Here is a 14405-nt window from a genome sequence, read left to right on the forward strand (position 1 = left end):
TCCGGGACGGGTCCGTGTGGGGGCTCAGGTAAGCAGGGCGATCTCGACGCGAACCAGCCGGACCGAGACGCGGTTGGCGGGACAGGTGGCCGTCCCCCCGCCGGTCGCGGTGAACCCTCGGGCCGTCAGCGCCTCCATCCACGCCGCCTGCCACGGCCCCGAGACGGTCACGGAGACGTTCGTCGCGGTCGGGGAGGGGCGCGTCGTCGGGTAGTCGAGACGGGAGACGTTCGTCGGCGGCGCGGAGCGAATCCGGCGTGCCTCGACGGTCACCGGGCCGCCGCTGGCCCCGCTCCCGTCGTCGGGGACCAACTGCACCACGGTGACGACGGCGACGTCGCTCGCGGGCACACACCGGATCGTCGACGGTCCGGAGACGAGCACCGCCGGTTGGCGGTCGCTCCCGCGGGCCAGGACGCCCGATCCGTACGACATGTTCCGCCCCTCGTACGCGTAGGTGAGCGCCCGGGGGCGATACGTCTCCTCGAACACCGTCCCGGTGGCGTTGGCGACGGTCACGTCCACGGCCGTCTCGTCGACGACCGTGATCCGGCCGCCGCCGAGTTCTATCGAGTCACGGTACGCCGGGCGGCTGCCGGCCGCTATCTCGTCTATCTCGCCGCCGACGGCCCGGAGCGCCCCCGTCGAGAGCTCCGCCTGTTGGCTCGTCTGCACGTCGCGAAGCGACCCGAGACCGACGGTGGTGACGAGCCCCACCGAGGTGACGATGAGCGAGAACACGAGCACGAACGCGACCGTGTTACTGACCGCGCGGGCGGCCGGCGACCCGTCCGGAGAGCGACCACCGGGCGTCATGGCCACCAGGACACCCCGACTGTCGTCGACACCGAGTTGCCGTTCTCGTCCGTGACGATCACGCGCACCTCGTCGGCGTCCCCCTCCTCGTCGTCGTAGCCGATCAGGAACTCGCGGTCCAGATCGCCCCCGGACACGTCGTTCGTCTCGGTGTAGAACGTCGTGCCGTCGTCGTCGACGACCTCGAACTCCACCGTATCGAGGTCGCCGTCGGGGTCGGACAGTTCCAGATCCATGGCGGTGTCGGCGCCGAAGATCAGTTCGATGAACGTCGTCGGCTCGGCCGACTCGATGACCGGCGGATCGCCCCCGCCGCCCACGTCCCCACCGTCGTCGCCCGCGTTGATGTCGAACTCGGAGACGTAGTTTCGCTTCGTCCCCTCGATCTGGTACCGGAAGGCGACCGAGACGTTCTGGTCGGTCATGTCGAACTGATCGCCGCCGCCGTCCCGGAACTTACCCATCTCGACCGTCGCCGACTCGTCGTCCGACAGCGTGACGTCGTCGTCGAGGTCGGCGATGCTGCCGTCCTCCGCGATCCGCAGCCTCCCCCACGTGTCGTAGTGGCCGGTGTTGCCCGCTTCGTTGGTTATCTCGATCTCACGGCCGGAGGTTTCCAGTTCCTCGATGGCGGCGTCCTCGGGATCGATGAGAACGTCGGTGATCGTGACGTCCTCGTCCGCGAAGTTGTTCCTGACGTCGAACCGGACGGTCGCCCGCGTGCTGTCCCCGTCCGCGTCGTCGGTGTCGACCACCTGCTTGTTCCCGTCGAAGACGAGTCCGGACACCCGGAGGGATCGCGTGACCGAGTCGTTGGTTCCGGCGGCGTCCTCGACGGAGAGTTCGACCGACTTCCGTCCGGGGTTCGCGTACGTGTGCGTGACCGTCTCCGCGACCGTCGCGTTGCCCGTCGTCTCGTAGGATCCGTCCCCGTCGAAATCCCACTTGTAGGTGAGGTTCCCGGCACCGCTCCCGCCCACGTCGGCGGTGAACGTGATCGTCTCGTTCATCGCGGGGGGGGACGGGCGGTAGTCGAATCCGGGAACGACGAGCGACTGCTGGCTCCCGAGGACCGCGCCGCCGGTCGAGAAGCCCGGGTCGACCCCGTCAGCGATGCCCACGTCCGGGGCCACGGACACGTCCGCGTCCGCGCTCGGCGGCGGGTCGCTCCCCGCCGCGGCGGTGATCGTAACCGATCGCGGTCGGGACCGCTCGACGTCGATTGCACTCCGGTTCCGGACCGGAACGGTGACCGTCAGATCGAGCGACGGGTCGGGGGCGGTGAGTTCCAGACAGGTGGCGTTCCCCCCGCAGTCGACCACGTCGACGTAGTACGCCGCGTCGAGGACGGTCGCCGGAACCTCGATCCGACGCGACACCGTTCCGCCGCTGTCGCTCGCGGCGTCGAGCGCCGCGATGCTGGCCGCGAGTCGTTCGCCGACGATCTCCAGTTCCTCGCGGACGGTCCGCTCGCGCCGGTCGTCGACGAACCCGGAGGCCGAGATCAGGAGGCCGCTCACCAGGATCGTCGTGATGCCGATGGCGAGGACGTAGGTGAGAGCGGGTGCCGTCGCACGGTCGGACACGGGTCACACCCCCTCGTAGACGGTCACGTTCTGCGTGTTGGTGTAGGAGAGTTCCCCCGAGTCGTATCGCGTGGTGAGCGTCACGTTCCACGCGGCGTACGTGTTACACGGCTGCGGATCGGAACCGGTCGGCGGACAGGCGCCGAGACCGTTCGCCCGGTTCGCCTCGCGGGTGTCGGTGACGACGCTGAACTTCCCGGCGGCGTTGTCCGCGTTCTCGAACTCGACCGTGTACGGGCCGTCGAGGTCCTCGATGGCCGGTTCGACGCTGCAGGTTGACGTGAACGACTCCCCCGATGTGAGGTCGATAACCGACCGGTTCCCCCGGGGGTTACAGGTCCCGCCCTGGCCGAAGATCTCCGTCTCGGACGTGACCTCGACGGTGAGCACCGACTGCCCCGTCGTGTTCCGCGTGAACGTGTAGGTGGTGTCGGCCCCCGTCGCGTTCTCGATCCGGACGACGAACGGGTCCCCCTCCGACATCGCCGTCACGTTGAGGTTGAGGACGAACCAGCCGACGTCGGCCGGATCCTCGACCGGCCGCCAGGTCGTGGCGTTGGCGTCGTCGGTCAGCAGGCCGTCGTCGTAGAGGGTGGTCCGGGTGCCGACCCGGGTCGCGCCGTCGTAGCGTACGTCCACCATCGACCCGGTCCCGCCGGCGTAGGTTTCGGCCAGCAGCCGGCTGTAGTTGGTCGTCTCCCGGGCCACGCTGTCGTTGAGTGCCCCGCGACTCGCGTAGTACGGTTCGGCGTGGTTCACCCGGACCGCGATGGCCCTGACGTTCCGGCGGGCCTCCCTGTTGAACTCCGTCGCGTCGGCTCCCTGATCCCCGACCGAGCCGGTCGTCGCCGGGCGTGCCGAAAGCTGCGCGGTGTACACCGCCGCCAGTCCGAGGAAGATGAAGGCGATGGCGACGGCCCCGATCAGCATGATCTGGCCGCGGTCACGCTTCACCATACGGTTACACGCACCTCCACGACGTTGTAGACGGGGCCGTCGACCACGTCCGGGATCGGGTAGAAGCTGGCGCCGTCGACGTCCGGGTCGGCGTCGTACTGATCGAGTCGGCGCGGGCCGGCGCCCGGGGACGTGAGCGTCATATCGTCGTAGAGCGTGACGGCGTGTCTGGCGGTCACGGCGTCCGGGCCCGGCGTTCCCTGGTAGAGCAGCGGCTCCGCCCGTGCCGACGCGTTCCCCGGGCGGTGGTAGACGAGGACGACGTTGTACGTCAGTCCCCGGGCGCTGAACGTCCGCTCGAACGCGCCGCCGAACAGCGCGCCCGGCAGCGACTGGTTGCCGTATCCAACCTCTCGGTCCTGTGCCCCGTCGAACGTCCGTCTGAGCGGGTCCCAGTACCGCACGGCGTGTGTCAGGTCACGACCGTCGGCGCTCGCCTGCGTCCGGAGGATGTCCTCGGCCTGGGTCCGAAGCGAATCGTCCTGGTTGGCGGTGCCCGCGTCCGGCGGGACGACGACGGTCTGGAGCGCCAGCACGACCGAGGTCAACACGACCGCCGCCGCGACGAACCCCTCGAGCGTGAACGCCTGTCCACGAGATATCCCCGCCACGTTACCACACCCGTACCACGAGTCGGTAGCGCGTGCCGCCCAGTCGGACGATCCGCGTCGTCGTCGCGCCGACCTGTTCGGCGTACGCGTCGCCGGCGGCGGCGGTGATCGTCGGTCCACCGGCGTCGAGGTCGACGGTGAGTCCTTGGAGCGTTTCGAGAGTGACGTTCGCGCTCATCGTCGTCGGGAGGCTGTAGTTCGCTCGAATGGCCGTGCTGTCGTCGTGTCCGACGAAAAAGCGACGGGTCCGCGTCCGGTTCAACTGGTTGGCGCCGTCCTCGGCGGTGACGTTCGTGAAGATCGACGCGACCAGTCGGTCGGCCGCGTAGGACTGCTGTTCGATCTCGGCGTCGCTCGACGCGAGCGTCGAGGGCAGGTACGCGAACACGAACAGGGTCGCGAGGAGGAAGATGCTCACGCCGACGGCGAAGTCCTGCTGGGTCTGGGCGCGGTCGCGGCTCATCCTACCACCAGCCACACCGCAAGCGCGATGGTCTGGAGGATCACCACGAACTTGATGCCGGCCATCAGCTTCGCCGTCCGGATGTAGCCGCTGATGATCCCCGAGAGGATGGCCTGCAGGGTCACGGCGTGGAAGAACAGCAGCGACAGGAGCTGCGTGTCGATGCCGCCGCCGAACTGAGCGGGGCCGCCCCCGCCACCGCCGCTTCCCGAGGCCTGTTCGGTCAGCCCGGCCATCACGTCGAGGAACTGCGTCTTCAGGATGGCCATCACGCCGAGCAGGGTGAGGTAGGTCATCAGGATGATCGCCACCTGCATCCGGGTGCGGGAGCGACGCTCGCGCTCGATGTCGTCCTGGTTCTCGCTGGCCTGAGCGGCCGTCGTCAGCACCTGCGTGATCTGGCTGGAGGCCTCCTGTGCCTTGCTGATGAGCTTCACCGTCCGCGCCAGCCGCGGAATGTGGTACTTGTTGTTGAACTCCACCAGCGCGTTGCGCAGGCTCATCCCGTAGTTCACCTTGGCGTAGATGACGTCGAACTCGTCGGCGAGCTTTCCGGAGGACGTCTCGGCGACGGTGTTCACCGACTCCAGCAGCGTCTGTCCGGTGTCGTTCGCGCTCGACAGTTTCCGCAGGTTGTCCGAGAGTTTGCCGGTGATCGCCGCCCGGGAACGGACGTTCCACTCGTGGAAGGCGCCGAGCGGAACGAGGAGCAGGTAGAGGGGGACGTACACCCAGACGAAGGTGCCCCAGACGGGCGCCGCGACCATGCCGTCCCACGTCGTCGGCGCCGCGCCGCTCGCGCCGGCGACGACCAGCAACACGAGCGCCGCGGGGACGGTCAGCGCGAGCGTGTAGGTCGGGTTGTCGCGGAAGAAGTGATGCGGGTTGGCCAGCAGTTGCTTGGTGCGGAAGGTTCCCTCGCGGGACTTGATGCGGTCGAAGACCCCGAACTCGCCGACGAACCCCTCGACGATGCCGAGGTGACGGAGGCCGCCCCGCTCCGCGTCGGCGACGGGGTCCGCCACCCCGCCCGACGGTTCGAGGTAGCCGTCGCCGGGTTCGTCCTGTTTCACCGTCGAGACCAACACGAGGAACATCACGCCGGTGATGGGGATGAGCGCGTACACCGTCGCGTACAGCATGAACTCCTGAGCCTCGCCGAGCATGCTCATGATGACGAGGATGATGATCAACAGGAGGGGAAACAGCGAGAGGGTCATGTACATCTCGCCGAACAGTTCGAGTGTGTCGAGCGTGACCTCCTGTTGCTGTTTGGCGGTCCGCATGTGCTTGTCCTTCTTGTCGGAGAGGAACGCCTGCATGTTCCCGCCGGAGTTGACGATGGAGAGCATGTCGGTCAGGAACTGCGAGAGGTCGTCGCTCGGCGTCTCGGCGGCCTGTTCCTGGATGGCGTTCCGGTAGTCGGTGCCGAAGTACTCCGTCTCCTGGACGATGCTCTGGAACTCGCGGGCCACCTCGCCGTAGGTGTCCTCGGCGCGGGCCATCGCCTCCAGGATCTCCAACTGGTTGAGCCCGCCGACCGAGAGGGCGTACATGAACGAGATGGAGTCAGAGAGCAGCATGTTGATCTCCCGCTCCCGCCCCGAGGCCCGCGAGTAGGGGACGGCGACGAGGACGCCGAACCCCGAGACGAAGCCGACCGACCCGGAGACGAGGCCGGTGAGCGCGATGGCCGCGGGGATCTTGATCCGTTCGATGAAGGCGACGACCGCCTCGTTGGGGATGTGTGCCCCCGTCGAGAACGTCTCCGCCGAGAACACGCCGAGGGCGAAGAGGCTGTACCCGAGGAACGTCCCCAGGACCCACAACACGAGGCCGAGAAGGGCGCCGACGGCGAGGGCGCGGGAGAGGTAGAGTTCGACCGTCGTCGCCATCCGCGCCTGCGCCAGTTTCGTCTCGACGTCGTCGACGAAGTCGCCGTCCTCGTCGAACAGCCAGCGAAAGAGGGGGTAGAACAGGTCTCCGAGGCTGTCGACGCTCCGATCCAGTCCGGCGCCGGCGTCGAGGCTCACGTCAGTCCTCCTCGCCCCCGCCCTCGGCGTCGGTCACGTCGCCGAAGCCCCACTCGTCGATGTCGGCCTCGGCGTCCGCATCCGGTGCGTCGTCGCCGGGGGGCGCTCCGGCGCTCCCGCTCTCACCGGCGTCCGGGGACGACTCATCGGCGCCCCCGGACGCCCCGTCGGCGTCGCCAGATGAATCCAGCGAGACGCCGTCAACGTCGGCGTCGTCGGCGGACTCCCCCCACTCGTCGTCGAGCGAGCCGCCCCCGTCGTCGAAGGAGATGCCGAACTCGTCGTCCGCGAACGGGTCGTCCCCGTCGGGGGCGGCGTCGTCGGTGCCCGTCGTCCGGTCGTCGTCGCCCGCGGCGTCGGCGTCGGACTCCGCGGCCGGGGGTCCCCCGGGCTCGGACCGGGGCGTCACGTCCGCGGCCGCGTCCATCCCCGCCAGCGCGGCGTCGATGCCCGCCACGTCCTCGCCGCGGTACGCCTCGAACAGTTCGGACTCGGCCCGGTCGAGGATGTCCGCACACAGGTCCAGGGCCGCCTCGTTCGGGTCGGGACGGGGCACCATCGCCTCCTTCTCCGGGTCGATGTCGATCAGGACCGACTCCATCTCCCGAAGGTCCTCGAGGCTGCGTTCGAGGCGTCCCTCGGCCATGAGCGCGAGGATGGTCTCCTCGTCGTTGATGAACGCCTGCACCGTGGCGGCGACCTGCGTGTAAGTGTTGAGGCCGTTCTCGATGAGGTACGCGAGGACGACCTGTCGCTTGAACAGTTCCTCCTCCAGAGTGGCCCGGGTCCACCCGCGGTCGAAGCGGATCTCCTCCAGGGTGTTGGAGTCGCTCATCCGGAGGAACTCGTCGGTCTCGGCCTGCCACTGGTAGACGTCCTGAACGTTGATCTCGTCGTTCTCGGCGTCGTAGAAGTTGATCTCGGTGAGGTTCTTGTTCCGGCGAACCTTCCGCCCTCCGACCCTGGTCTGGGTCTGGATGGAGACCAGATCGAGGGCCGTGAACATGGTCTTCGAGACGTTGATCGGCTCGGTGGTGAAGCGCTTCAGCACCTCGCCCACGGAGTCGGCGTGGAAGGTCGTCAGCGTGGTGTGCCCGGTCGACATGACCTGAAAGAGGGTGCGCCCCTCCTCGCCGCGGATCTCGCCCATGACGATGTACTCGGGGCGCTGGCGGAGCGCGGCCTCCAGCAGGTCGAACTCGTCGACCTCGCCCTGTTCGTCGTCGGAGAACGAGGGCCTGGTGACCGAGGCCACCCAGTTGCGCTGGGGGAGTTCCACCTCGCGGGTGTCCTCGATGGAGACGATCTTCGAGTTCGAGGGGATGAAAAGCGAGACGGCGTTCAGGCTGGTCGTCTTCCCCGACGCCGTGCCGCCGGCGAAGATGAGTGACTTGTTGTTCTCGATGGCCAGCCAGAGGTACGCCATCTCCTCCAGCGAGAACGTCTTCCAGTTGATGAGGTCGACGGGCGTGAAGGGGACGTCCTTGAACTGGCGGATGGTGTAGTTGGTGCCGTGGTCCGAGACCTCCTCCCCAAGGGTCAGTTGCGCCCGGGAGCCGTCGGGGAGCGTGGCGTCGACCTGGGGACGGCGCTTGCTGATGCCCTTGCCCGACCGCTGGGCGAGTTTGACGACGAAGTCGTCGAGTTCGTCGTCGTCGTGGTAGACGTTGGAGATGATCTGCTCGTAGTCGCTGTGGTAGACGAAGACGGGCGAGTGGTAGCCGTCACACGAGATGTCCTCGACGTTGATGTCGTGTTTGATGGCGTCGATGCGCTCGTAGCCGATGAAGTCCCGCTTGAGGTAGTAGAGCAGCTTCTCGACCTGGTACTCCGAGAGGTTCTCGGGGTCCTCCTCGACGACGGCGGGTTCGGGCCGGGCCGCGAGCCCGGCGAGTTCCTCGTCGGCCTCGCTCTCGGGCTGCCAGCCGAGCCTGGAGAGGAGTCGGCCGGCGGTGCCGTCCGCGTCCTCGACGCCGAGCTGGGTGGCGATGGTATCGAGCAGGCCGGACCCCGAGGTGCGGGCGTAGAGGTCGTACCGTTCGAGGAGGGCGTACGTCTCGTCGCGGATCACCCGCTCGCGTTCCTCGAGGCCGCCGGCGACCCCCACGTCGGCGTACTTGATCGCGTTCTGAAGCTTGGCCGTCAGGAAGTCGACCAGGTCGTCCTCGATCGGCGTCGTGTGGGGCTGGACGACGTAGTACTTCCGCTCGTTTTCCTTCAGCGAGCGGAAGATGACGACGAAGGCGTACGGTTTGTTCACCCAGTAGCGGTCCACCTCGACGAAGTGCGTCTTCTTCTCCAGGGGGACGGTCTTCTCCAAGTCGTAGCGGTTGGCGACAGTCGTCGTGCCGAACTCGGTGGTGAAGAAGGCGTCCTCGTCGAGTTCGTCGTCGACCGAGACGGTCCGCTCCTCGATCACGTCGGCGAGTTCGGCGGCGCGGTCGGCGGCCCCCGACAGCACGTGCTCCGTCCGGTCGGGGTCGAACCCGAGCGTGTCGGTGGGATCGAAGGGGATCGGCTCCCCGTCCTCGTCGGTCGGCGGGGTCCCGTCCGCGTCGTAGTAGAACTCCTCCTTGTAGTCCGCCCACGACCAGAGGTCCTTGACGACCGGCGTCCCGTCCGCCCGTGCCCGCGAAATCGCCCCGTCGAGCCGCGTCGCCGCGGTGGCGCCCGCGGCGAGCAGTTCGGGCAGCGTCGCGGATCCGAGTTCCCCGCGACCCGGGCCGACTGGCGCCGCGCCGTCGAGCCCCCCCGACTCGGAGCCCTCGGCGTCGTCGATAGCCATTGACCACTTCAGGGTGTTCCCGAATATAAACTCTGGTGGCCGATCTAGGCGTCTGATAATCGGAGCGTATCCGGATCTCACCCGACCTCGAATGTTTTTTGAAGGGGCCTCACTAAGCGGACTCCACGACCGAACCATGACAGTCAGTCGCAGGAAATTTGTTGCAGCCGCTGCCGGACTCGTTGGCTCGCTCGCGGGGTGTGCAGGTGGTTCCGGCGGCGGCGGAGGCGGAGGCGGGGGCGGCGATGGAGAGGAGACGCCGACGTCGACGGCCACGGCCACGCCGGAGCCGACGGCCACGGCGACGCCGACCCCCTCCGGGCCGCCGGAGGACGCGCCGGTCCAGAGCGTCACCGTCGAGAACAAGACGTTCATCCCGATGGTGGCGGACGTCGAACCGGGCACCGTCGTCGAGTGGTCCTACGAGGGTATCGGCTCCCACAGCGTCACGTCCACGCAGTTCCACGAGGACATCGCCGAGGAGTGGAGCTTCGACCAGGACCTCAGCAGCGAACCGGTCAGCCACTACTTCCCCGAACCGGGCGTCTACGAGTACAAGTGCTCGTACGACTTCGGTCACATCGGCGGCTGTGCGGCCGTCGTCGTCGGTGAGCAGGACTACGACCAGGAGATGCTCCCCTGCGAACCGCAGTAACCGGCCCCGACCCGCCTCCGGGGACCGCACGTCACCGAGCGTACATTTATGTCCCGACCGGCCGTCCGTTCCGACGAGTGTCAACGCTATGAACGGAACGGACGCCATCGCGAACGTGACGCGGCGAGCGGAGGGGCCGGCAGTGAGCGAACTGAACGTCGCGGCGGGGACCGCTCTGGCGGACCTGCTCCGGTCGACGCTCGGGCCCAACGGGCGGGACAAGATGATGGTCGACGACGGGACGGTCGTCCTGACGAACGACGGGGCGAGCATCGTCGACCGGATGGAGATAGCGTCGCCGGCGGCGAAACTCGTCGCCGACGTCGCCCGCGCCCAGAGCGGCGAACTCGGTGACGGGTCGACGTCGGCCATCGTCCTCGCGGGCGCGCTGCTGGAGGAAGCCGAATCGCTCCTCGAGGACGGCCTCCACCCGACGACGGTCGTCGGGGGGTACCACGAGGCGGCGCGGCGGATCCACGGGACGCTCGACGGGATGGCCGTCGACGGCGACGACGGGTCGCTCCGGGACGTCGTGTCGACGGCCATCACCGGCCGCTGGGACGACGAGCGGACGGCGTTTCTGGCCGACCTCGCCGTCCGCGCGTACCGCGCCGCCCGCGGGCCGGACGGCGACGTCCACCTGGAGAACGTGACCATCCACGGCGTCGCCGGCGGGGAGACGACCGACTCGGAACTGCTCGACGGCCTCGTCATCGACACCGACGCCTCGTCGACCAGCCTCTCGGACGTGCCGGCACCGGTTCCGCGCCGCGTCCGCGACGCGCGGGTCGCCGTCGTCGACGACCAACTCACCGTCCAGTCGCCCGAGTCGGTCTCGCGGTACTCGCTCGAATCCGCCGACGACCTGCGGCGCGCACGGGACCACGAGGAGGCGGAGTATCGGCGGTACGTCGAGACGCTGGCCGCCCACGACGTCGACGTCCTGTTCTGTCAGAAGTCGGTCGACGACCGGTTGCGGACGCAGCTGGCCCGGGCTGGGATCCTCGTCTTCGAGCGCACCCGACAGGACGAGGTCCACAAACTCGAACGCGCGACCGGTGCCCGGGCGGTCATGCGCCTCGACGCCCTCGACCGCAGTGCCGTCGGCCGCGCGGACGGCGTCGAACGCGTCGAACTCGGCGGCGGGTCGTTCGTCGTCGTCCGCGAGGCGTCGTCCGAACAGGTGTCGGTGCTGCTCCGCGCGGGGACGCCCCACGTCGTCGACGAGACGGAGCGCATCCTGACCGACGCCATCGCCCTGCTGGAGACGCTCGCGGTCCGTCCCGGCCTCGTCCCCGGCGGCGGTGCGACGGAGGTGGCACTCGCCCGTGACCTCCGCGAACACGGCCGAGGGGTCGCCGGGCGGGAGTCCCTCGCCGTCGACGCCGTCGCCGACGCCCTCGAAACGATCCCCGTCGCGCTCGCCCGAAACGCCGGACTCGACCCCGTCGACACCCTGCTCGAACTGCGGCGGCGACACGCCGCGGGCGACGTGCGGGTCGGCATCGACGGCGACGCGGGCGAACTCGTCGACGCCGTCGACCGGGGCGTCGTCGAACCGGCCCACCTCAAAGAGCGGGTCGTCGCCAACGCGACGGACGCCGCCTCGCTCGTCCTCCGCATCGACGGGATCATCGAGACGGCGGGGTCCGCCGACGCGGACGGGCACGGCGGCCACGACCACGATCACGACCACGGCGGCGCCGCCTTCCGGAGCGACCCCGGGGGCTACCCCTGGGCCATCGGTCACTGACGCGTCAGGAGGGGCGCGCGGCCGTCCCCTTCGACCCGCTCTCCACGTCGCCCAGGTCGTCCGGATCGATGGTGAAGTCGAAGGCCTCCTGCGGGAGCGAGACGGTGACGCAGGTGTTCGGCAGGTCGACGATGCCGGCGATGCGGCTCTCGACCGGGATGGTGCTGAGGGCGATGTACGCCTGTTCCCCGGTGTACCCGAAGTTCTTCAGGTAGTCGATGGCGTCGAGGCAGGCCCGCCGCATCCCGACGTTGGCGTTCTTGTAATGTTGGGTGCCGTCCTCGGCGACGGAGTAGCCCTCGAAGGTGATGTAGTCGGTGAACTGCGGTTCGACGTTGCCGGGCTTGAAGATGGCGTGATCGAGGCCGAACCGCTCCATGCCGCCCTCGATGACGTCCACCCGGAAGTCGATCCAGCCGGCCATCTCGATGGCGCCACAGAAGGTGATTTCGCCGTCCCCCTGCGAGAAGTGGAGGTCGCCGGTGATGAAGTTCGCCCCCTCGACGAACACCGGGAGGTAGACCCGGGAGCCGCGACTGAGGTTCTTGATGTCGCAGTTGCCCGCGTTCTCCCGCGGCGGGATGGTGCGGGCGGCCTCCCGGCTCGCCGCCTCCAGTTCCTCGCCGTCCATCGACCCCAGCATGGTGTCCTCGGGTTCGGGCGGCAGCGCCAGCGGCGGTTCGTCCTCGCGGGTCTCGTGGTTGACCGCCGTCTCGACGGTCGGCCCGTCCTCGATGAGCTTCCGCTCGCGCTCGTTCCACTCCGCCAGGAGTTCGTGCGACGGCGCGGTGCCGAGGATGCCCGGATGCGTGAGGCCGGCGAAGTCGACGCCCGGCACGTGTCGGGAGCGCGTGTACACCCCGTCCAGGTCCCAGATGGCCTTGCGCGCGTTCGGGAAGTGGTCGGTGAGGAACCCGCCGCCGTTGTCCAGTTCGAAGATGCCGGTGAACCCCCACTCGTGGTCGGGGAAGGCGCCGATGTCGAGGATGTCGACGACGAGGACGTCGCCCGGTTCGGCGCCCTCGACTTCGATGGGGCCGCTCAGGTGGTGGTTCGGCGCCAGTTTCATGTCGCGGATGTCGTTGGCGCTGTCGTCGTTGACGACCTGACCGCCGGTCCAGTCGAGGCACTCGACCCGGAACTTCTCGCCGGGTTCGACGCTCGCGGCGGGCGGCGTGTCCGGATGCCACCGGTTGACGATGGGGTCCGGCTGTTCGTCGGGCGGCGCGTCGGTGTCTACCTCGAAGACGGTCTCTGGCATGGTCCGTCACGCCTATTGTTATCACACCAACATAATTATTTTTATAAATTGGCTCTACTGTCAGTTCTCGTCGGCGTCGGCCGATGCGGGGAGAACTTTAAGTCTCGCCGACACGTCTGTGGGGAGGCCCATGACCGACGCGAGGGAGCCGACCGTCGACGAGCGGATCGACCTCTACGTGACGATCCGGTCGCTGTTCCGGGACCGCCCCTTCGAGGCGACGGCGCTCGGTCGCCGCCTCGTCGAGCGCGGCGAACACGAGTACGTCTCGGCGACGGGTGAGCCGGCGGCGTCGCTGTCGTGGCTGGTCGAGGCCGGCGTCGTGACGGCGGATGCGGACGGCTACCGCGTCGCCGCCGACCCCGACGAGGCCGCCGAGAAACTGGCGACTGCGGGGGGCGTCGACGTCGACGCGGTCCGCCGGCGACTCCTCTCGGCGCTCGCGGCGGACGAGGGAGCGCCGCGGACGCTCTCACGGGAAGGGGGCACCTACGGCGTCGTCCGGATCGACCCGTCGGACTCCGTCGGGGCGGCCGTCGAGCGGGCGCTGGCCGCCGTCGACGCCGACCACCGGGGCGCCGTGCTGACCACGCCGGGGACGAACGCCGACCTGGCACAGCGGGTGGCCGACCGCCTCGCCGCGGATCACTCGTGGTCGAAGGCGGGGTCGACCGTCGTCGAGGGCGAGACGCCCGACGCGGAACTGGTCTTCCGGCTGTATCTGGACGCCTAGAGGGTCGACAGCGCGAAGGCTAGCCCGATGCCCGCCAGCGCGCCGAGGAAGTTCGCGGCGGCGTACCACCCGGCCACGAGACGGTCCCCCGTCTCCCAGAGGCGGACGGTGTCGACCGAGAAGGAGGAGAAGGTGGTGTAGGAGCCGCAGGCGCCGGTGCCGACCAGGTGGAGCACGTCCGCGCCGGCGCCGAGGAAGGTGACGAGCGCGAGGACAAAGGAGCCGACGACGTTCACGGTGAAGGTGCCGTAGGGGAACCGGCGGTCGGCCGCGAGGCCGTCGACGTAGCGGTTGGTGGCGTACCGCAGGACCGCGCCGACGGCCGCGCCGGCACCGACCAGATAGGCGGGGTCGACCACTACACGACCCCCTCCAGCAGTCGCGCGAGTCTGCGGCCGACGAGGACCGCACCGAAGCCACAGACGTAGGTAGCGGCGACGTAGCCGACGGCCGTGAGCGTCGGCGACTGGACGGCCTCCAAGGCGAAGGTGCTGTAGGTGGTAAACGAGGAGAGGAAGCCGGTGGCGGCGACGAACCCCGTCTCCTCGGCCAGCAGGCCGACGAGTTCCGCCTCGTAGACCAGAAAGCCGAGGGCGAGACAGCCGAGGACGTTCGCCGCGAAGGTGCCCCCGAGCCCGGGAATCGCGAGCGAGAAGACGTACCGGAGGTTCGCGCCGGCGAAGCCACCGACGGCGACGAGAAAGACGATTTCGAGCGTCCGCAGCCGTTCCGCCGTCGTTCGAGTCATGTTC

General features: G+C 68.8%; 13 protein-coding genes. 3 read left to right on the plus strand and 10 right to left on the minus strand.

Translation table 11 applies throughout. From position 1 onward, the window contains the following. Positions 1 to 24: 24 nt before the first annotated feature. The 7 genes from NBT67_RS07115 to NBT67_RS07145 are packed head-to-tail and all read right to left on the minus strand — an operon-like array spanning position 25 to position 9251. The gene (locus tag NBT67_RS07115; protein WP_251344149.1) at positions 25 to 816 is read right to left on the minus strand and encodes a DUF7289 family protein; all 792 of its coding nucleotides are present in this window, start codon (positions 814 to 816) and stop codon (positions 25 to 27) included. Then, positions 813 to 2402 carry a PKD domain-containing protein gene (locus tag NBT67_RS07120; protein ID WP_251344150.1) on the minus strand — a complete coding sequence of 530 codons (1590 nt, stop codon included), beginning with the start codon at positions 2400 to 2402 and terminating at the stop codon, positions 813 to 815. Before NBT67_RS07120 ends, NBT67_RS07115 begins: the two co-directional genes overlap by 4 nt. 3 nt (positions 2403 to 2405) lie before the next feature. Then, the gene (locus NBT67_RS07125) at positions 2406 to 3359 is read right to left on the minus strand and encodes a DUF7261 family protein (RefSeq protein WP_251344151.1); all 954 of its coding nucleotides are present in this window, start codon (positions 3357 to 3359) and stop codon (positions 2406 to 2408) included. Then, the gene (locus tag NBT67_RS07130) at positions 3353 to 3970 is read right to left on the minus strand and encodes a DUF7288 family protein (RefSeq protein ID WP_251344152.1); all 618 of its coding nucleotides are present in this window, start codon (positions 3968 to 3970) and stop codon (positions 3353 to 3355) included. Before NBT67_RS07130 ends, NBT67_RS07125 begins: the two co-directional genes overlap by 7 nt. A 1-nt stretch (position 3971) precedes the next feature. Then, positions 3972 to 4433, minus strand: coding sequence for a DUF7287 family protein (locus NBT67_RS07135; protein ID WP_251344153.1), 462 nt, complete (start codon positions 4431 to 4433; stop codon positions 3972 to 3974). Then, a complete protein-coding gene (locus NBT67_RS07140) occupies positions 4430 to 6466 on the minus strand; it encodes a type II secretion system F family protein (protein ID WP_251344154.1) in 2037 nt (678 codons plus the stop codon). Before NBT67_RS07140 ends, NBT67_RS07135 begins: the two co-directional genes overlap by 4 nt. A gap of 1 nt (position 6467) precedes the next feature. After that, a complete protein-coding gene (locus tag NBT67_RS07145; RefSeq protein WP_251344155.1) occupies positions 6468 to 9251 on the minus strand; it encodes a type II/IV secretion system ATPase subunit in 2784 nt (927 codons plus the stop codon). Between the two features lie 136 nt (positions 9252 to 9387). On the opposite strand from NBT67_RS07145, the gene NBT67_RS07150 reads away from it, so the two are divergent. Further along, the gene (locus NBT67_RS07150) at positions 9388 to 9906 is read left to right on the plus strand and encodes a cupredoxin domain-containing protein (RefSeq protein WP_251344156.1); all 519 of its coding nucleotides are present in this window, start codon (positions 9388 to 9390) and stop codon (positions 9904 to 9906) included. Between the two features lie 88 nt (positions 9907 to 9994). Then, positions 9995 to 11659, plus strand: coding sequence for a thermosome subunit alpha (gene thsA, locus NBT67_RS07155; RefSeq protein ID WP_251344157.1), 1665 nt, complete (start codon positions 9995 to 9997; stop codon positions 11657 to 11659). A 4-nt stretch (positions 11660 to 11663) separates the two neighbouring features. Here the strand turns inward: thsA and fmdA are convergent, their stop codons facing one another. After that, a complete protein-coding gene (gene fmdA / locus NBT67_RS07160; protein ID WP_251344158.1) occupies positions 11664 to 12920 on the minus strand; it encodes a formamidase in 1257 nt (418 codons plus the stop codon). A 130-nt stretch (positions 12921 to 13050) separates the two neighbouring features. On the opposite strand from fmdA, the gene NBT67_RS07165 reads away from it, so the two are divergent. Next, positions 13051 to 13653 (plus strand): hypothetical protein, encoded by a 603-nt coding sequence (locus NBT67_RS07165; RefSeq protein WP_251344159.1) that lies wholly within the window; start codon positions 13051 to 13053, stop codon positions 13651 to 13653. On the opposite strand, the gene NBT67_RS07170 is transcribed toward NBT67_RS07165, so the two are convergent. Together NBT67_RS07170 and NBT67_RS07175 are read right to left on the minus strand one after the other, a co-directional pair. Then, positions 13650 to 14012: a fluoride efflux transporter FluC gene (locus tag NBT67_RS07170; RefSeq protein ID WP_251344160.1), complete on the minus strand. Its 363-nt coding sequence runs from the start codon at positions 14010 to 14012 to the stop codon at positions 13650 to 13652. The genes NBT67_RS07165 and NBT67_RS07170 overlap by 4 nt on opposite strands. Beyond that, complete coding sequence (locus tag NBT67_RS07175) at positions 14012 to 14401, minus strand: fluoride efflux transporter FluC (protein ID WP_251344161.1); 390 nt, start codon at positions 14399 to 14401, stop codon at positions 14012 to 14014. Before NBT67_RS07175 ends, NBT67_RS07170 begins: the two co-directional genes overlap by 1 nt. Positions 14402 to 14405: the final 4 nt, after the last annotated feature.

It is taken from the genome of Haloplanus sp. GDY1 (assembly GCF_023703775.1).
GTDB classification, from domain to species: Archaea; Halobacteriota; Halobacteria; order Halobacteriales; family Haloferacaceae; genus Haloplanus; species Haloplanus halophilus.